A 19438-nucleotide genomic window follows, 5' to 3' on the forward strand; every position below is an offset into this window, starting at 1 on the left:
ATGGAGAAAATGGAAAACTTGCCGGTAAATGATGTTGTGGGAAAAGTAATTTTATATCAGTAGCCTAAAAGGGAGCGGTTATGAAACCTGCCCCTTGTCATGTGGAAGTTACGATTGAATCCAAATAAACATATAGAAGAAAACATAAATTAGTAAAAGAATGCTAACAAATAGAATCGTTTGCCACCTGGCAAAAAGAAAAGCAGCGCTCGTGTCACCAAAGGGAGTTTGTTTCCAAATAGAAAATAAAGCATCTCCGAAAATATATACAGCATTGAAAAATAAAAAAGATGCTCGCTGCCAGGCTGAAAAAAATAACTGTTTGAAAAATAAAACCCGCCATTATGTATAAAAAAGACCATTTACCCTGCGGATCATATTTTAAATAGCTCTCTATATAATTTCCGTCTTTGTCATTCGGCGCCACCCATTGCTCATCTTTCCCTTTCAATGCAACATGAAGGGGTATTCAAAAGTTTTATCTGGATATTGTCTTTATGGATTTCTACAATAAAACGGCCGGCAAGGTAATGCCCCAGCTCATGAAACCATACATGTAAGAGAAGGAGAAGGTATCCAAAGATAAGTCAAGATACTACCTGCATGAATTTACGAACCTCCCATTATTCCAGGTTATAAAACCATCTCCTAATCTAGAATCTGTAAAACTGTAGTTAAGGAAGTTGGGCAGAATTTAGTAATAGAAAGTTGCTTTACTCGCATTTTATTGTTTACATATGAATCCATAATTGAATTACACTCATCCCAACCCCTAAAGCTAAAGGAACCATTCTTGTTAAATTCAACCCGGTTAAGGTGACGGTTGCTTTTTCTAAAGGATCTTTGGCAGGGGAAGCTAAATAATGGATAAATCGCTGCCAGGCTGTTTGTTTTTGCCTGCGTTTCTGTTCAGGGACGATTACCTGAAATCGGTCCAGCTCTTCCTTTAGTTTATCTTCTTCATTAAATTCATCTTTCAGCATGAAAATCCTCCTCCAGGTTGTTTTTTAATGTATTCATTGCCGTATGTAGCCTCGATTTAACGGTACCTATCGGAATATCTAATATCGATGCAATTTCATTTTGCGGCAGGTCTTCATAATAAACCAGTAAAATAATCGCCCGCTGCTTATCAGGCAAGTCGGCAATGGCCTGCTGAACCCATAATTTTTCATCCATGCTTATCGAGTGATTAGACTGTGGTGCTAAAAAAGGCAGCAGAGAGCGCCATTTCTTTCTTCGATTTAATTTATTTATTAGTAAGCGGTAAGCAATTTGAAATAAATAAGCTTTGACTGTTCCTTTCGCAGGATTGAATGCCTGCTTTTTCTTCTGCAGGATTTCAAACGTATCATGAACAATATCGATACTGAGCTGTTCTTCTTGCGTGTAACGGTAGAGAAAACAGTAAAGCGGTTCGTACAGGCGTTCATATAATTGTGTGAAGCCTGCTTTGTCCCCATTTTTGTAAATTTCCATCCACTCTTCGTTACGCTTCATCTTCTTTATCCCCTAGGTGGGCTTTGATGGATTTTAATGTCATCGAAATACGGGAAACAAAATAACTCACAATAACAATAACCCAAGTTTGCGTTTGATTGGATAGAAATTGCACCCATGCATTTTCAACGGTTTTTCCAGCTGCAATGAAGAAAAATAAGGCTTGTGCACAGAGAATGACATAAATGGCAAGGCATAACGTGACTGTATCAAACACGTTCCACCTTAAATAAATCGTTGTTTTTTTATAATTTATTTTTCCATTTTCTTTAACAACATATTTATGATTAAATGATCTGATGATAGCAGGAATCAATATTGATAATACCCCTGCCACAATTAAAGAAATAATATATCCTTTCCCCATAATTCCCTTCCTATCTATTATATATTTTCTTTGATCAAATTCCGAGTATGACATGATGGCCAGCCAAATAAACGGACATGGATAAGGTTTGAACTATATCTCGTCAATAAGAGTTACTGTACAGGCATTATATCAAAGAAGTAAAAACATTGGATTTTATATTTTATTTTACAAGTTTCTTTTTTTCAGCATGTTTCTGATTAAATTTTTGTATATGCTTATTGTTTTTAGCGGTAAATGCAAACATGATATTAATGAATACAGGGTATAAGCTTCCTAAAAAGAATCTCCAATCATTTGTGATGAAAGAAATGATTGCGAAGAAAATAAGTACACCAGTTGTAATATAAATGGTTCGTTTTTGATATGCATTGATTTTCATTCCCTCCCCCTTGTTTACTGACTATACAAACAAACAAAGCAAAAAGTTCATAAAAAATAAAAGAAATATCATAAACTCTGTTAGGATAAAGAGAATAAATTAAATTTTTCAAAAAGAGAGGATTATTGAAGAAGATGAATAAAATAATTTACATCATCCGGCATTGTGAAGCAACAGGTCAAGCTCCTGATGCCTCCTTGACGGAAAAAGGAAAAGAGCAGGCGAAGAAGCTGGCTGTATTCCTTTCCGGCAAAAAAGTTGATCGTATCATTTCCAGCCCGTTTCTACGCGCGATACTAACGGTAGAGCCTTTTGCTGAAAAGAACAATTTAAAAATAGAGACAGATAGCCGTTTGAAAGAGAGGGTGCTCAGTACGGTTTCAATGCCAGATTGGATGGATAAACTTGAAGCAACGTATACGGATTTCGATTTAAAATATGAAGGCGGCGAAAGCAGTAAGGAAGCAACCAGGAGAATAATGCATGTAGTGAATGATTTGCGAGAAAGCGATGCGAAGAGCAGCATAATGGTGGCCCATGGAGGAATCATCTCTCTGCTTTTGCATTATTACGATAAAAGTACGGGATTTGAGGCGTGGAGAAAACTTAGTAATCCCGATATTTATAAGCTGCAGATTTCAGAAGATCATCACCAGCTTGAGCGGATATGGTTAGAAGCGTAAAGAACGAAAGATATGCAATTAATTATCCAATAATCAGTTTAACAGGTCATGAATCGCCGAAAAACGTATTTAAAAATGCAGCAACTGTCATTCAACTGGCGGTTGCTGCATTTTTAAATACTTGCTGATAAACTTCGTATTTCCTTTTCCATTCACTTCAAAAATTAGTCATCCCACCAGCTTGTTTCCATATCAATCAGCCAATGATTTTTTAATGTCAAAGCACGTTCAATAGCTGCGATGCCCCCGGCGATGAGAAGTGTCGTATTTAGCCAAGAAGGAAGAATGATTGGCGAATCAAAGGAACCAAACCGCTCTGCAATAAAGGGAATCTCCGAAATAAGCGAAGCCAGCTGCGGAAGTCCTAGTATTAAAGAAACCAGCAGAATAAAAATGGCAAACTTTCCGATAATGGCGCTGATTTCAGGGAATTTGGCATCGAAACGCATGCGCAGCCCTTCCGCTGAACGGCGATCTGGGGAGAGTACAAACTCGCGTTCATCTTCCGTAATATAATGAATTCGTTTTAAACCATATGTCGTTGCTGCAGCTTCAATAACCCCTCCAGGAACCGGAAAGACAGCTGGAGTAGAGGCTTTTGCATGGTGCTTTCCATCACGGTATAAATCGATGGACTCATTTTCATCAAAGTAATTAATATGGACTGCATAAGTATGCTTTTCTTTATCATCTTCATGAAGGTTTATATAAAAAAGGGAACGATAAAATATTTCATAAAAACGAAAGGGTTTTAACGCATGTCCATCCCCACTCTTTACTTTTTTTGCTGCTCTTTCTCTGCGCTTGCTTTTAAAACGAAACATGCTATCCTGCCTCCGAATCGTGTTCTTTTAATAGATAATACGAGAAAAGGGGGAAAAGGTTTCTTATAATTTACACATTAGTACGGTAAACCCTCTGTAAACTTCCGGGTGAATAAAGTTTCGGTGTAGAACCACCTGTTTAAAAAATTAGAAAGAACAGAGCTGCGGATTTTTTGTATGAAAAAGTGCTTCCTTGCTCATAACTAAAAGATAAGATAAGAGAAAGGATGCGGACAATGGATTTCATCAATCAGATAGAAGATTTGAAACAGAAGAATAAAGATTTGCAAATGAAGTCCGTCATTATTAAAGGTATTCCTTACGATGTGGTTGGGTTTGAAAGTTTGGTGGATTTTTCGGCTACGTGGGAAATGGTGGAGACATTAGTTCGGCACGAAGAAGAAAAATCATCAGAGCCAAACAGCCTTCATTCTAAAGAAATATCTTGGAAGAAAATGGAATTTAATAAACAAATCAAAACACTCTATGAAGGAAAAGTAATTATTTGGAATCGTGAGAAAGAAATGTCATTAATTATTGATCCTGTTTCACAACCTCTATACAGAAGTATTGAAGTTCCTGTCAATGAAACCACTATTTACGGGGCAAAGGATGCATTTACAGAGAATAGTCAACAAAATATAGGGCTGTTGCGAAGTAAATATCAATCAAAAGATGTGGAAGTAATCACAACACAGCATGGAAAAAGAAACCGCCGCTTTTCTTTTCTTATTTTAAAAGGGACGACAGAGGAACACATGGTAGAGATGATTAAAAAGAAAATCGAGGATTATCCAAATGAAATCAAACAAGTCAAAGACATTCATGTTGCATTTGGTTTTTCTAAATTTTCATTAATTACCAGAGTAAATTCTACAGAGCTACCTGAAAACGCCATGGAATACATAGAGCAGGGGAAGATTGTATTCTTTATGGATGGTTATCCGTTTGCACTGGTATTGTTTAATACGGTTTTTGATGTGTTCAAACAGCCAAGTGACAGTAACTATCTGAGTGCATTTGTGTATTCTTTATATCTTCTGCGTATTGTTGGAATTATGATTGCTGTATTGCTGCCCGGCTTATATGTCGCGCTGATTACAATAAATCCGGAAATGTTAAAAGTCCAGCTGGCCTTGTCGATAACGGAGAGCCGTCAATTTGTGCCTTATCCTGCCTTTATTGAGATCATCATTATGCTTCTTTTGATTGAATTGATTACGGAAGCTGCCGTTCGGCTGCCTCTCTCGATATCCAATACGATTGGAGTAGTAGGCGGTATTATTTTGGGACAGGCGATTGTGGAAGCCAGCCTTGTGAGTGGGGTATTGATTATTATCATTGCTGCGACGACAATTGCAAATGGAATTATCGTTAACTTTGAAAATGGGATTACGCTGCGCTTGATGAAATATATTATTGTCGTTTTCTCCGCTATGTTTGGAATTCTGGGACATGTCATCGGTCTGCTGGTTTTATGCTCCTATATTGCCCGAATCACGAGTTTTGGAGTTCCATATGTCCGATGGAAAAAGGAAGGGATTCAAAGTGAAAATCAATAATTTATTGATTATAATCTTTTTTTTAGTCACAAATATCGGAGTGATGTTTCTGCTGTATCCTAGCCTTATCCTGGATACAGTAGATAATGGACATTGGCTAATTGTTCTTATACATGGATTTTCACATATCGCTCTTTTTGGTCTGCTGTTATTTGGTGTATCCAAGTTAAAGGAACCTAATATTTTAAAAAATTTGCCCAAAAAACGTTGGGCTGTATCCCTTACTTTACTTGTGCCCATCAGCCTTTTTATTATTGGAACAGTGATTGTTGCCATCCGTACTTATGCAGAGTTTACTACAGTATTATTCTTGAATCAGACACCCATGTTTTATGTGATGGTCATCTTCATTACAACGGCTGGTTATATTGGTCTTGGTTCGATGGAAAGTATCTTCCGGACAACCTTTTTAATAGCAGCTACTTCTTCCTATGTCATAGTCGTTATTTTCATATTATCCTTTTTCAATGCGGAATGGTATAACTTCTTTCCGGCGAAGGTAAGTAACTTCGATTTTTTATTGGAGATGCCTTTTATTACAGGTTTTTTCATATTATCTCCAACCTTTTTATTTATCGCTTTTTTACCAAAAGGAAAAAAATTCAATTATAAAACGGTTTTCTGGTTTTCGTGGCTTTTGATTCTATTTATATTTATGGCTGCTTACTCACCCATGCTGGTATTTGGAAATGAAATAGCACGGAATTTCACTTTTCCATATATCGAAATGCTAGCTACGGTTGATATTGACTGGTCTATCTTTGAAACATTGACAAGCCTCTTTGGTCTAAGTCTTCTTATCTACGCAACGTTATTTTTAGGGATGCTATTGCATATTTTGCGGACGTTATATCAAAGCATCTTCCAGACGAGTAAGCTTCATGCATCGATTGCAATGGTTATTATAGTTATCTTCATTACAGCTGTAGCAAATATGATTTCTACGTGGGAGCAAGTACAATCCCATATCATTTGGATTGTGCCGCTTCGTTTTTACACCTTCATCAGTCTGCTGATCTTCATTTTTTGGATAGGAAGAAGGGATAAACATGAAACGTAATTATTGGATAAAGATAATCATTTCTTTCGTATTGCTGGCTTTATTAAGTGGATGCTGGGATTCCAGAGACATTAATTACCGTTCCACGCCTATTTTAATGGGGGTAACAAAGGATGAAGATTTGTATCATGTGTATTTAATCATACCGGTCTCTGTGGTATCTGAGCAGAGGAATTTGGCGAAGGTGGACGGCAAAGGTGCTACGATTGTTGACGCCATTGAACAAATTAAGAAAAAAATTGAAACAACCATTGATTTAGAACATATTGGTTTTGTTGTGTTAGGTGAAGAACTGGGAAGGGAGGGAATTGGAAAAATCATTAATACCTTCATACGAATGAGAGATATGCCGGCAACACCAACTGTGGCATTTACCCAAGAAGATATGGATTCCTATATCGATCAGATGATTGAAACATTTCAAAAAGTAGGTGTACCTATATTTGGATTTTTAGAAAAGCAGGCTGGCTGGGAAATTTATAATCCGGAAGTAAGTCTGTGGCAGGTATACAGAGGCATTCATTCGTATACCTCAGATATTGCTATTCCAATTATTAGCTCCAATGAAAATTTGGAAATGGATTACTTTGGTGCATCCGTGCTAAAGAATGGAAAAATCGTTGAAACATTAGATTCTTTAGAAGTGCTGCTGATGAATTTATTAAATAATGATGAGAATGTTATCAAAACGTTTATAACCATTGATGAGACAACTGATGTAGAGCTTGTTGAAAGAGATGTAGAGTACGATTATAAATACAATGGCGATCAAATCGACCTGACCATCAAGCTGGAATTTGTCATGATTGTTGCTGAAGCAGAAGATCATTTAAACGATGAAGATATTCAGAAGAAGTTTGAAGAAAAAGTGGAAAAGGATACACTTCAGCTCGTTAAAAAGCTGCAGGATAAACATGCAGATGTTCTTGGAATCAGTAACCGAATCAGGAAAAACTATACCCATAATGAACTGAAAAACTTTCTCAATGAAACGTATCCGAATATAAATGTAAAGGTAGAAGTAGAAGCGGTTATCGAGAATAATGGTAAAATACGAAATTTAAATAATGATGATTTTGAAGACTGGGATAAACAAAAACAGGATTAGTTGGAGAAAAGGACTCCAGGTATCGTAAATATGGTATCTGGAGTTTTTTATTACATTTTGAAGCCATTTAAACCAATTTATTGTTTTTATCTATCAGGCAGGGCTAATAGTGGTAAATAGGGGGAGAAAGTAAGTATACAGATGAAATGGCTTCATTTATTATAAAGAAGAGAGGTGTATAAATGAGAAGAAGAAGTGCTGCAGTGATTATCGAAAACCGGAAAGTTGCGCTGATAAAAAGAACTCGTGAACAAAGAAGGTATTATGTATTTCCAGGAGGCGGCATAGAAGACGGAGAAAATCCAGAACAAGCAGCTGTTCGGGAAGTATATGAAGAACTCGGTGTTCATGTAAGAATCATCAAACTTTTTGATACCATAAATTTTGATGGTAAACAATATTATTTTGCCGCAGAGATAATAAGTGGTGAATTTGCGACAGGACTTGGAGAGGAGTATACGAATTCTAGTAGAAATAGGGGGACTTACCAGCCAGTGTGGATAGGACTGGATGAGCTTATTTATTTGGATGTTCGGCCAGGAGAAATCGTGGAGAAGCTGATAGATAAGCAAAGTTGATTACATGTTGGGCTCTAGCAGGCTTATTAAAGTAATTCTTCGGAACATATGATAAAATCAATGTATATCAATTTTGGAGGGATAGCTATGTTTGGGAAGCTTTTTAAAAAGAAAGAAAAACAGGAAATTGAATTATTCGCCCCTGTTGACGGGGATGTAATTCCTTTGGAAGAAGTACCTGATCCGGTATTTGCTGAAAAAATGATGGGGGACGGAATTGCGATTAAACCATCTAACGGTAAAGTCGTATCACCTGTTGACGGAGATATTGTACAAGCATTCCCGACAAAGCATGCTGTAGGGATTAAAGCTGACAATGGTGCCGAAATTCTAATTCATATTGGATTAGAAACGGTTTCCTTGGATGGAGAAGGATTTACCATCCATGTAAAAGTAGGAGATAAAGTGAAAAAAGGCGATGCCCTTGTTGATGTGGATCTAGATGTGGTAAGTGAAAAAGCTGCAGATACGGTCACACCAATGCTTATTACGAATATGAGTGATATCGAAGCATTAAATAAACAAGATGTGAACCAAGTACGTGCAAGTGAAGACGTTGTGATTACTGTTAAATAATGTGGTAAAGAATTAAATTGGTGGTTTTTCGCTTTATGGCGGGAAATCACTTTTTATTTAAAAACTTCGTTGAGTACAGGCGTGAATAACATTGCTTCTGTATGAAGTATTCAAAGGGAACATTTAAAATAATAAATGCATAGGCTGCACAGTAGGGAATTTACCTAAAATGATTCCATTTATAAGTGAGGCGGCTAATATGTCTAATCCATATAATCCAAATCAGCATATGGCGTTTTTTAATCAGCAACAACCTCGGAATTTTCAGCAGCAGCCGAATATGGGACAACATTCGATGGAGCAGCAGGTGCTGTCTGCGATGTCTCCAGTAATCAACCACGGGATGCGGGAAGCGCAACATCTCGGTTATCCGCATGCATTAAGAGAGGCCATAGCAATTGCATATTTGATGGGGCAGGGACAGGATTTTCATTCAGCGTGGCAAATGGTAGAGTCTTGGTGGAGACCGCAAACTCTTCAACAGCCTGGGACTTTTTATTAAAAAATACAATAAATCAAGATAAAAATGCCGGTTTCTAATCGGTATTTTTTATTGGTTACAATATGACATTTTTCGAAGAGAATAAATAACACAGATTTATCCTGTACAAAGAAAATTACCTTTAAATGAAGTTTTTACATGTACAGCTAATATTAAACTAATCAAAATTCTAAAAATATAAACTAAAATAAAAAGTACAGGATAGTGTCTTCTCCCTCGTCCATCATCTAGCTGTTATAAATTAATTTGTCTTTTTTTGTTGAATTAAAAAATATTGTCGAAAATTTTTCGTATAATTGTATACAATTATACGAAACTATGATATGATATCGAAAAGTTTTAATTTATATAATTCAGAAAAGGGGGAATAAATAATTTTGCAAGCGGTTTCTTTTTAAAATAAGAGGAGGGAAAAAATGAAGAAGTTTCAAATAGCAAAACTACTTATTGCACTATTAATTTTAGGGATTACTTTAGTAGGATGTTCTAACGATGGGGCGAATAACGAGGCAAACTCAGAAGGAGATGTAGAATGGCCACATAATACTACGACGCTTATTCTTCCGTTTGATGCCGGAGGGAGCTTGGATAGTATGATGCGAGTTATTGCTCAGCAGTTAGAAGAGGAATTAGATACAAAAATACAAATTGATAATCGTCCTGGGGCAGCTACACAGGTTGGAACTACCGTTTTTCAGAATGGGAAAGATGATGGATCTGTTATATTTGGTGGTACGCAATTATACTTAAGTGCTAGTATTCTGCTACAAGATGCAGATTATGACATTGATGATTTTTCAATGGTAAATATTGAACAATTTGATCCAATCACAATAACTGTGCATAAAAATTCGCCTTTTGAAACATTTGAAGAGTTAATTGAGTATGCAGAAGAAAATCCTGGAGAGCTTAGCTATTCTACGGTAAGCGGTGGGCCATTACATCTTACCGGAGTACTGTTGGAAGAAGAGTTAGGAATTGAATTTAAACCAGTTTTTTATGATGGCGGAGGGGAAATGCGTAACGCTCTTTTAGGAGAGCACGTTGATTTCATGATTGGTAATGCTTTGGGGGATAGCGCAATGGAAGACAGCATTAAAGTTCTATCTGTAGCTTCAGAAGAAAAAATGGATTTATGGCCAGATGCAGAACCTATAAATGATGTATTAGCAAATTATGATGTAGAAGTCCCTTTAGTAGGGTCTGTTCGGTTCTTAGCTACACATGATTCTTTTAAAGAAAATAATCCAGAATTGTTTGAATTACTTACAGAAGCATATCAAAATGTATTCGAAAGTGAAGAATATCAAGGTTACATCAAAGATAACAACGCAGAGGAAGTAAGTGAATTTCGTGGCCCTGAGGAAAGTGATGAATTAAATCACTCTCTACATGACTTATTAGATGAATATAAAGACAAACTTAAAGAAGAATAATACAACATTAGAAGAAATTAAACTAGAAAACTATATTGGTTCCACTCGAATATTTTATTAGTCATGAACCTTTTATTTAAAATTCATGACTTTATTTTTTTCTAAATTTTATTATAAGGAGGGGTAATGTGGGAGGATTAGGAAAATTTTTTAATACATTTGTCCATCGCGTTATTGTAGCCACAGGTATCCTTATTTTTTCAGTAGTATATTTAGTAGATATTAGTTCACTAAACAGCGCACAGGATAAACTTATGGTCAATCCGATTATTTGGATTATCATTCTACTTTATCCACTAATCATATGGAAAGAATGGAAAGAAGTAAAACAATCCACTAACACAGATGAAAAAGATTCCGATGAAGCAGATGAATCATCTGCTAGATTAAGCAAAAAAGTATTTTTGTTTATGCTGTCAACATTAATTTATTTAGTATTAATGAATTATCTCGGTTTTTTAATAATGACAATTATTTGTATGCCAATCTTGATGAGAATATTAGGAACAAGTTCGAAAAAAGTTCTAGTTATTTTGCCAATAGTATTTACACTGCTTCTTTTCTATCTATTTAATAACCTTTTGGGAATACCTATTCCATCAGGAATACTATTAGAGGGGGTATTGTAGATGATTGAATGGCAGTCACTAATGGATGGAATAGTCATGTTTATGAACTGGTTTAATTTCCTTTTAATTATATTAGGGCTACTTTTAGGGGTTATACTCGGGGCTATACCAGGTCTCACAGGATCATTGGGTATTGCGTTGATGCTTCCAGTTACATTTACGATGGAACCATTATCCGGACTTGTGTTTTTAATTGCAATCTATACAGGAGGTTTGTTTGGGGGAGCAATAACAGCGGTTTTGATTAACACTCCTGGATCACCAGCAGCAGTCGCAACTACCTTAGACGGTTATCCAATGACAAAGCAGGGTCAGCCAGGAAAAGCTCTAGGTCTAGCGGTAGGGTCCTCTGCTATAGGGGGAATGATTGGAGGATTTGTGCTCCTATTAATTATTCAACCTCTTGCCTCCTTTGCATTAAAGTTTGGTCCCACGGAAATGTTTCTTGTAGCAGTATTTGGTTTAACAATTATATCTTCAATACAAGAAGGAGGCTTTGTTAAATCAATTTTTGGAGGGTTGTTCGGTGTTTTATTAGGTACTATCGGCATGACAGATACTGGAGCGGTACGAGGTACTTTTGATAATGTTTATTTATTGGATGGAATCCCAATGATTCCTGCATTAATCGGTTTATTTGCAGTATCTGAACTCTTTTTTCTTGCAGATAAACAATTTGTGTCTAAGCAATCAGCAAATCAAAATTTAACTTCTCAAATGTTAAAAGGTATCAAATCAATCTTTAGATATCCGTTTAATTTAATCAGATCAAGTGCGATTGGAGTTTTTGTTGGTGCCTTGCCAGCAGCAGGTTCTACGATTGCCAGTTTACTGAGCTATAATGAGGCGAAACGATTTTCCAAGTCTAAAGATAAATTTGGTAAAGGGAATGAAGAAGGAATTGTAGCAGCGGAATCCGCTAATAACGCTTCTGAGGGAGGGGCACTTGCTACGATGCTTGTTTTAGGTATTCCAGGAAGCGCATCAACGGCAATGTTGCTTGGAGCTATTATTATGCAAGGATGGGTTCCGGGACCAAGATTATTTATTGAACAAAGTACAATATTATATGGTGTTATTTTTTCAATGGTTGTAGGTTTGTTCTTTTTGATTTTTGTTGGAGGAGCAGTATCTTTAGGGGCAGGCCGTGTTATAAATATTCCTACTAGAATTCTTATTCCCATCATCATAGTATTTGCTTTAATTGGTGCATTTGCTACACGAAATTTATTATTTGATGCCTTTTTAGTATTTATTTTTGGAATTATTGGTTGGTATTTACGAAGGAATAAATATCCTGTCATTGCGGTCGTACTTGGCTTGATTCTTGGTCCAATTGCGGATTCAGAATTATTGAAAAGTGTACAGCTTCATGGTAGTGAAACGATTAATGCCTTTTTAACTCGCCCTGTAAGTATCATTCTAATTATCATTACTATCTTAGGTGTATTCTTGCCAATTATTCTTGATAAATTAAACAAAAAGAGTAAAGTTTCCTAATAAATAGGGATAATAAAATGAATGCTATTGTTTTTTTATTTCTTGCATATTTAGGAGGCATAATTGGCGTTAAATTAAAAATACCTGCTGGTGCACTTTTAGGGTCTATGTTAATGGTCGGGGTTTTTAGCATTGTCGGCATGATTGACTCCCAGGAGATACCGCCTTTGATTCGGAATTTATCTAAAGTTGCTTTAGGAACAATGATAGGCTTAATGTTTACTAAAAATATACTTTATCTCCCATTTAAAAAATTAATCAGTTTTATAATACTTGGTTTTGGAAGTGTAATATCAGCTGTTGTTGTTGCTATGATTCTTAAAGGAATGGGAATGACTCCATTTGTTATGACTTTAGTATCTGTTTCACCAGGTGGAATTGCTGAAATGCTGATTTTGGCAGATTCTATACATACGGATACACAAGTTGTAGCAATAATGCATTTAATTCGGTTTGTAACATTAATGCTACTTTTAAGATGGATTCTTAAAACGTTTAATAAACAAGGTGAAAAGACATGAATCAATCTTTAAAGAAATTTGTGATTGTAGTCAGCATAGCAAGCGTAGGAGGATATATTGGGCATATTTTAAATTTGCCAATTGGCATTTTAATGGGGAGTTTTATTACTGTAGCAATCGCGAAAATTAGTGGTTTGAAAGTACCTCCATTAAAGAAAAAGTATAAGCAGATGATACAAATGCTAGTTGGTGGATTAATAGGATTGAATTTACAGCCGGATATCGTATCGTTATTTTTTAATCATATAGTTCCTGGTCTTATAGCAACCGTTTTTCATCTTTTATTTGCATTCTTAATTGCCTATATATTTACTAAGCTGTTCCGTTTTAAATGGTTAACTGCGTTAAGTGGAAGTTTACCTGCGGGAATGAGTGAAATCTCGATTGTAGCCGATGAAATAGATGTTGATGTGGAAGTAGTAATGTTAATGCATTTGTTTCGTATATCTCTTTTAATTTTAATATTACCCGTAATAATCAAATTATTACTGTTGTGAGGATAGGAGTGAGAAAATGGAACAATTAACGGTGCCATGTGTTGTTTATAGAGGCGGTACAAGCAGAGGATTATTTTTCCACGAAAAAGATTTACCTAAAGAAAAAGAATTAAGAGAAAAAATATTTTTAAAAGGTATTGGAGCGGAAGATGTATCTCATGTAAATGGCCTTGGAGGAGGAACCTCTCATACTAGTAAAGTTGTAATCATTAATAAAAGCGTAAAAAAAGATGCAGATATAGACTACACTTTTGTTCAATTAGGAATTGGAAGTGAAGTAATAGATTACGAAGGAACTTGTGGGAATCTTATGGCTGCAACGGGAGCTTTTGCAGTGGATGAGGGGATGATAAACGTATCAAAAGACATGGAATCCACCCTTGTTACGGTTTGGAACGTTAATATTAAAAAATATCTTAAGATAACAGTTCCACTGGAAAATGGAAAGGCAAAGGTAGATGGCAGTTTTGAAATACCAGGTGTTAAAGACCCTGGCGCTAAATTCCTTGTTGATATTAAAGATCCTGGCGGAGCAAAAACAAAGAAGACATTACCGTTGTCTGCAAAGTCTATACTGACTATTAGCAAAAAAAAATATGCTTACTCATTTTGCGATATTGTTAATCCATTTGTATATCTAGATGCAGAATCCCTTTCTCTAACAGGTGCTGAGCAAAATGAAGAAATTATGAAAGACCCACTTATTATGAAAACATTAGAAGATATGAGAGGACATATAGCCGTTAAAAGTGGGTTAACTCCCAGTTTGATAGAAGCAGAAGAAAAATATCTTGCTTTACCAAAGGTTTCTTTTGTCAGTAGACCTATAGATTATTTAACGTCTACTGGGAAGCGAATAAAAAAGAATGATTATGATATTCTAGCTCGTATGGTATCTATGAAGAAGATGCATCGGACCTTTGCAGTAAGTGGCTTACTAAACTTAGCAGGAGCATGTCTTTTAGATGGCACGATTCCTAACCAAGTTTCTAAGATAAAGCCATTGGAAAATGGACAAATGGTAAGGATTGGACATCCAGAAGGAATAATTTCTATTAGAGTTCAAAAAAGTCAATTAGAAGAAAGAATTAATTATGTTGGTTTGGAAAGAACAGCACGTAGAATTATGTCTGGTAAATTATATATACCGCAAAATTAAGTTGAATTAGGAGTGTTAAAATGAGCTGGTTAGTACGAAATAATTATGAACATCCGATTAAAGTGATGAGGAGAGAATTAAATACCAAAGGAATTATTAAAATGCCAGGTGCACACGACGCAATGGCAGCTTTGCTAGCCCAAAAAGCTGGATTTTCAACTATATATTTATCTGGAGCAGCTTTAACCGCAAGTTTAGGCATACCAGATTTAGGGGTGCTCACATTAACAGAATTAACAAATCGTACAAGAGAAATTGTTCGTGCTACAGGAATGCCGCTCCTTGTTGATATTGATACGGGTTATGGAAGTATATTAAATGTAACAAGAACTGTATTTGAAATGATAGACGCCGGGGCTGCAGCCATTCAATTAGAAGATCAAGAACTTCCTAAAAAATGTGGCCATTTAAACGGAAAAGTACTAGTAACCAAAGAAGAAATGGTGAGAAAAATTCGAGCAGCTAGAGAAGCAGATCCTGATATCGTTATTATAGCAAGAACAGATTCTTTCGCCCAAGAAGGGTTAGAAAATGCTGTTGATCGTGCAAAAGCATATTTTGGTGCTGGGGCAGATATTATCTTTCCAGAAGCATTGCAAAGTAAAGAAGACTTTGAACGATTTGCTAGAAGAGTTGATTTTCCGCTTTTAGCTAACATGACAGAATTTGGACGAACGCCGATGTTTACAGCAGAACAATTTGAAGAGATGGGGTATAAAATCGTAATATATCCAGTTACATCTTTGCGTATAGCAAGTAAAGCGGTAGAGCTTATGTATAAAGAAATAGCTGAGACAGGTACACAAAGTAATTTATTAAACAAGATGCAGACAAGGCAAGAATTATATGATGTTCTTTTATATGAAAAGTATGAATTATTAGATGAAAGTATTGCGAAAACAAATATGGAGGAATTGATTAAGTAATTAGTTTTATTTATTGCAATATCTTCTTGATATAAAAAACCACAGAAATGCTGAATTACAGTAGTTTCTGTGTTTTTTTCTACATTTAATAAGTAATTACTTATTAATATTTTAATGGTTTAATTATATTTGAAATATTATAATTAAATAATTCGTAAAAAATAAAGTATATTAATTGAGTTTGAACCATATACATGCTTTTTAACTGTCACGCTTCCTAATTATATGATATTCTTTTATATAAGGTATTTCTAAAATCCCATGGAGAAAAGAATTAATTAGGTGACATCTAACTTAATACTATATTAAGGATGGATCTATATTGGATAAAACAAAAAGATTATCAACAACTGATTATATTTATGAACAAATAAAAAAAGATATTATCGAGTTTACTTATGAACCCAATGGCCGTTTAGTTGAAGATTCGTTAGCTAAAAAAATGGAGATAAGCAGAACTCCATTGCGTCAAGCATTATATCGATTAGAATTGGAAGGTTTAATAGTAAAAAAAGCTAATGGGAGAATGGCTGTTGCTCCAATGTCTATGAAAGAAGCGAAAGAACTTTTTATGGTTAGAGAGGTAATGGAAGGACTCATTGCCAGAGAGGCTACACTGAACATTGCTCAATCTAATGATTTTGATGGAATCATTAATAAGTTTGAAGACATTACATTTTTAATGCGAAATTCTGCAGAAAATGAACGTAAAATGGATGTAGTATCTTATGGAAGTGATTTTCATAGTTTATTAGGTGAGTACAGTAACAATGCCACGGCAGTAAATTTACTAGAACAGATAAATAACCGGGTATCTAGGTATAGACGATTAGGTGTTTATAAGGATCCTGAATATCCACGTACTTTACCAGTCGAAGAACATGAAGAAGTATTGAAACATATGAAAGCTAAAAGTGAACATGCAGCTGAAGCAGCAATGCGTGCACATATTAAACGTAGCTTGAAAAATACGATACATGGGTTGTCTTATCTGTCTTTATAAAAAGTAAGTAAAGCAGCTTAATATTCAAATAATATATTAGTAAACCAGCACCTTCTTTTTGTGGGAATTTAAGTTAAAGGAGGTGCTTTTGTTATGCCGTGGAGTCATTAACATTCTTAAGCAATAAAACTTTTCAATGTCCTTTGTAATTTTTACTTCTTTATAAAGCGTAAAAGAATTTGTTTGCTGTTTTTTCAATCAGTATAGGTGCTAATGTATTAAATACTTAATTGAACTTACACATATTATTTTATTAATTATCAGCCCAGCCCGCTTTTGCATATAGTATTAACGACTAATTTGAGGGAGGCTTTTTCATTGTCAGAATATCTTCATTCAATAGAATTATGGTGTAAAGAGATGGCGCAAACATATCGGGAAGCAAGGGAATCTTTTCAAGAGGATGTCCGTAGAGATGCATTAGCTGAATGGGAAAAGGAATTCAATCAATTTCAAAAGGAGCTTGCAAATCATCAAGCTATAGAAGAACAGGAGGCTTATAACCAAGCGAATCATTTGTACACAACATTTAACCAGTATATAGAACAGTACACGGAGGAAATGCGAGCAGAAGGGAATCGTGAAAGAGTGGTTCCAATCGGCGGCCATACGCTTCCGCCGCTTCCGTACAGCTATGATGCTTTAGAGCCTTATATCGAACGCCGGATTATGGAGCTGCATCATGATAAGCATCATCAGAGCTATGTGGACGGTTTAAATAAAGCGGAACTGGAAATGCAGCAGGCGCGTTGGGATAATAATTATGACCTGATTAAGCATTGGGAAAGAGAAGCAGCGTTTAACGGTGCAGGACATTATCTACACACGATATTTTGGAAGGTGATGAGCCCGGATGGGGGCGGGGAGCCTACTGGAGATTTACTGCATGAAATCGAGCAATCCTTTGGCAGCTATGACCAGTTTAAAGCACATTTTACAGAAGCAGCAAATCATGTTGAAGGAGGTGGCTGGGCTATTTTAGTATGGTCTCCGCGGGCAAGACGTCTGGAGATTCTTCAGGCGGAAAAGCATCAAAATTTAAGTCAATGGGATGTGGTACCTCTTCTCGTCCTTGATGTGTGGGAGCATGCCTATTATCTGCAATATGAGAATGTGAAAGAGGATTACGTAGATAATTGGTGGAATATTGTCAATTGGACGGAAGTGGAGAACCGATTTAATAAGGCAAAACAATTGAAATGGCAGCCTTTTTAATAGGCGTTATAAAATGTTTAAATTTAAGCAAATACCAAATTTTCTTTTAAAATGAAAGTTTTAGCACTCATTTTGAAGGGAAATCCTCCTGTAGATGTAAAAATGAGGGAGGACAAAAGTTGTGTGAAGAAGCATTATATTTTGGCAGTCATGGTATCTTTTTTACTAATATTAGCGGCATGTAATGATACAGGGGAAAATGACGCAGAAGACAATGGCAATGGAACAGATACACCAGAAGTTGATCAAACAGAAGAGGGAGAGGTAAATGAGGAAGAAGAGCTTCTGGAGGGAGCCCTAGATGCTTTGTCTGGAATTGATCAGCGTTATGAAGAAGCAACGATTACCATGGAGATGTCCTTAGATGAGGAGCTGGAGGAAGAACTGGGAGGAGAAGAGAACGCTGAAACAGAATCTTCTACTACGATGCATATGTACTCATGGCAAATGAATAATGAAGATGGAACGGTCAGTGAACGTACGGAAATAGAGACAGATGGCGGCCCAGTAGAATATAGCGCCTCTGATGATAGTGAAACTTCCATCAATTATACAGAGGGTGATGATACGGCATACGAAATCGAAATGTTAGATGTGGAAGCAAATCCAGCAGAAATCCAAATGGAAGAAGATCAGATTCGCGAGATGATGGATACGCACAACATTACCTATGAAGGTGAGACTGCTGTTAATGAATATGATGCGCATCACTTCGTATTCACAGATGGAGAGGAGGAAATCGACTATTATTTTGATACCGAAACCTTTGTCATCGTCCAGATGGAGATGAGCTCAAATGATGGTGAGGTTACAACAAGTATGGAATTAGAGGATTATGCACTAGACTTTGATTACGATGAAGGTTTTTTCCAGTTAGAGGACGTATTGGATGATGAGATCAAGGTTGAACAGGTAGCCCCTGATGAACATATGGAAGAGCAATTGGAAGACGAAGAGACGGAGGATAATGAAGCATAAGATGTATGATTTGCTTCTATATATTAACAAGGAAAAAACGGCTTCGTTGCAAAGGAGTCGTTTTTTTGGTGCGAAAAAAAATATTTCATCTTCCGAAGCATTAAAGGAATAGTTTGTTGGGTTAAAGTAAAAAGAATAAATTAATGAATAAAATAGAATCGGGAATTAAGTGATTGAACCTATTTCCATTCTCTTGTGAACTGGCAAAAGATAAAATAATAAGGGGACGAGGTTATCGTAAACCTATTGTTGAGAATTATATTGTTTTCTACTTGATTAAGAACAAAAATGTATTGATTATGCGCGTTTTATTTGGCGCTCAGAAATACGATGATTTAGTAAAATGATTTTAATTAATCATAGAAAATAAAGGCTGATACAAGTCATTTTTTTCTTGGTTTGGTATCAGCCTTTTCTGGCATACAGATAGTT

Annotated in this window: 23 protein-coding genes; 18 read left to right on the plus strand and 5 right to left on the minus strand. The window is 35.8% G+C overall.

The genetic code is table 11. From position 1 onward, the window contains the following. Positions 1-731: 731 nt before the first annotated feature. From MKY45_RS02330 to MKY45_RS02345, 4 genes are all read right to left on the minus strand, one after another. Positions 732-983 (minus strand): hypothetical protein, encoded by a 252-nt coding sequence (locus tag MKY45_RS02330; RefSeq protein ID WP_042531315.1) that lies wholly within the window; start codon positions 981-983, stop codon positions 732-734. Next, positions 970-1509, minus strand: coding sequence for an RNA polymerase sigma factor (locus MKY45_RS02335; protein WP_379542435.1), 540 nt, complete (start codon positions 1507-1509; stop codon positions 970-972). Before MKY45_RS02335 ends, MKY45_RS02330 begins: the two co-directional genes overlap by 14 nt. Further along, on the minus strand, positions 1490-1867 hold the full coding sequence (locus tag MKY45_RS02340; RefSeq protein WP_193062614.1) for a group-specific protein: 378 nt from the start codon (positions 1865-1867) through the stop codon (positions 1490-1492). The genes MKY45_RS02335 and MKY45_RS02340 overlap by 20 nt, the downstream gene beginning before the upstream one ends. Positions 1868-2030: 163 nt before the next feature. Then, positions 2031-2249, minus strand: coding sequence for a hypothetical protein (locus MKY45_RS02345; RefSeq protein ID WP_193062616.1), 219 nt, complete (start codon positions 2247-2249; stop codon positions 2031-2033). A 134-nt stretch (positions 2250-2383) separates the two neighbouring features. Here MKY45_RS02345 and MKY45_RS02350 point away from each other — a divergent pair, with 134 nt between their 5' ends. Then, entirely contained in the window at positions 2384-2932 is a 549-nt protein-coding gene (locus tag MKY45_RS02350) for a histidine phosphatase family protein (RefSeq protein ID WP_042531321.1), read from the plus strand. Between the two features lie 164 nt (positions 2933-3096). Here MKY45_RS02350 and MKY45_RS02355 read toward each other — a convergent pair whose 3' ends face one another. Next, positions 3097-3756 (minus strand): hypothetical protein, encoded by a 660-nt coding sequence (locus tag MKY45_RS02355; RefSeq protein WP_042531323.1) that lies wholly within the window; start codon positions 3754-3756, stop codon positions 3097-3099. Between the two features lie 236 nt (positions 3757-3992). On the opposite strand from MKY45_RS02355, the gene MKY45_RS02360 reads away from it, so the two are divergent. From MKY45_RS02360 to MKY45_RS23225, 17 genes are all read left to right on the plus strand, one after another. Further along, a complete protein-coding gene (locus tag MKY45_RS02360) occupies positions 3993-5318 on the plus strand; it encodes a spore germination protein (RefSeq protein ID WP_341172432.1) in 1326 nt (441 codons plus the stop codon). Continuing rightward, entirely contained in the window at positions 5305-6378 is a 1074-nt protein-coding gene (locus MKY45_RS02365; RefSeq protein ID WP_341172433.1) for a GerAB/ArcD/ProY family transporter, read from the plus strand. The genes MKY45_RS02360 and MKY45_RS02365 overlap by 14 nt, the downstream gene beginning before the upstream one ends. After that, entirely contained in the window at positions 6368-7486 is a 1119-nt protein-coding gene (locus MKY45_RS02370) for a Ger(x)C family spore germination protein (protein WP_341172434.1), read from the plus strand. Before MKY45_RS02365 ends, MKY45_RS02370 begins: the two co-directional genes overlap by 11 nt. Before the next feature lie 182 nt (positions 7487-7668). Continuing rightward, the gene (locus MKY45_RS02375; protein WP_042531331.1) at positions 7669-8064 is read left to right on the plus strand and encodes an NUDIX hydrolase; all 396 of its coding nucleotides are present in this window, start codon (positions 7669-7671) and stop codon (positions 8062-8064) included. A gap of 87 nt (positions 8065-8151) precedes the next feature. Then, a complete protein-coding gene (locus MKY45_RS02380) occupies positions 8152-8640 on the plus strand; it encodes a PTS sugar transporter subunit IIA (RefSeq protein ID WP_341172435.1) in 489 nt (162 codons plus the stop codon). 169 nt (positions 8641-8809) lie between these two features. Further along, positions 8810-9142, plus strand: a complete 333-nt coding sequence (locus tag MKY45_RS02385) for a hypothetical protein (RefSeq protein WP_246528982.1) — start codon at positions 8810-8812, stop codon at positions 9140-9142. 416 nt (positions 9143-9558) lie between these two features. Further along, entirely contained in the window at positions 9559-10578 is a 1020-nt protein-coding gene (locus tag MKY45_RS02390; RefSeq protein ID WP_341172436.1) for a tripartite tricarboxylate transporter substrate binding protein, read from the plus strand. 128 nt (positions 10579-10706) lie between these two features. Next, positions 10707-11207, plus strand: coding sequence for a tripartite tricarboxylate transporter TctB family protein (locus MKY45_RS02395; protein ID WP_341172437.1), 501 nt, complete (start codon positions 10707-10709; stop codon positions 11205-11207). Continuing rightward, complete coding sequence (locus tag MKY45_RS02400) at positions 11208-12707, plus strand: tripartite tricarboxylate transporter permease (RefSeq protein ID WP_042531335.1); 1500 nt, start codon at positions 11208-11210, stop codon at positions 12705-12707. It abuts the gene before it with no gap. A gap of 17 nt (positions 12708-12724) precedes the next feature. Further along, positions 12725-13228 (plus strand): AbrB family transcriptional regulator, encoded by a 504-nt coding sequence (locus tag MKY45_RS02405; protein WP_341172438.1) that lies wholly within the window; start codon positions 12725-12727, stop codon positions 13226-13228. After that, entirely contained in the window at positions 13225-13725 is a 501-nt protein-coding gene (locus tag MKY45_RS02410) for an AbrB family transcriptional regulator (RefSeq protein WP_042531338.1), read from the plus strand. Before MKY45_RS02405 ends, MKY45_RS02410 begins: the two co-directional genes overlap by 4 nt. Positions 13726-13741: 16 nt before the next feature. Then, a complete protein-coding gene (locus MKY45_RS02415) occupies positions 13742-14884 on the plus strand; it encodes a PrpF domain-containing protein (RefSeq protein ID WP_042531340.1) in 1143 nt (380 codons plus the stop codon). 20 nt (positions 14885-14904) lie between these two features. After that, on the plus strand, positions 14905-15810 hold the full coding sequence (gene prpB, locus MKY45_RS02420; protein WP_042531342.1) for a methylisocitrate lyase: 906 nt from the start codon (positions 14905-14907) through the stop codon (positions 15808-15810). Between the two features lie 322 nt (positions 15811-16132). Then, positions 16133-16813 (plus strand): GntR family transcriptional regulator, encoded by a 681-nt coding sequence (locus MKY45_RS02425; protein WP_226894739.1) that lies wholly within the window; start codon positions 16133-16135, stop codon positions 16811-16813. Between the two features lie 300 nt (positions 16814-17113). Continuing rightward, positions 17114-18028 (plus strand): superoxide dismutase, encoded by a 915-nt coding sequence (locus MKY45_RS02430; RefSeq protein ID WP_413465439.1) that lies wholly within the window; start codon positions 17114-17116, stop codon positions 18026-18028. A gap of 123 nt (positions 18029-18151) precedes the next feature. Then, on the plus strand, positions 18152-19006 hold the full coding sequence (locus MKY45_RS02435; RefSeq protein WP_193062624.1) for a hypothetical protein: 855 nt from the start codon (positions 18152-18154) through the stop codon (positions 19004-19006). A 173-nt stretch (positions 19007-19179) separates the two neighbouring features. Next, the gene (locus MKY45_RS23225) at positions 19180-19353 is read left to right on the plus strand and encodes a type II toxin-antitoxin system RelE/ParE family toxin (RefSeq protein ID WP_084612888.1); all 174 of its coding nucleotides are present in this window, start codon (positions 19180-19182) and stop codon (positions 19351-19353) included. The last annotated feature ends 85 nt before the right edge of the window (positions 19354-19438 follow it).

This window comes from Oceanobacillus sp. FSL K6-0251, from assembly GCF_038004725.1.
GTDB classification, from domain to species: Bacteria; Bacillota; Bacilli; order Bacillales; family Amphibacillaceae; genus Oceanobacillus; species Oceanobacillus oncorhynchi.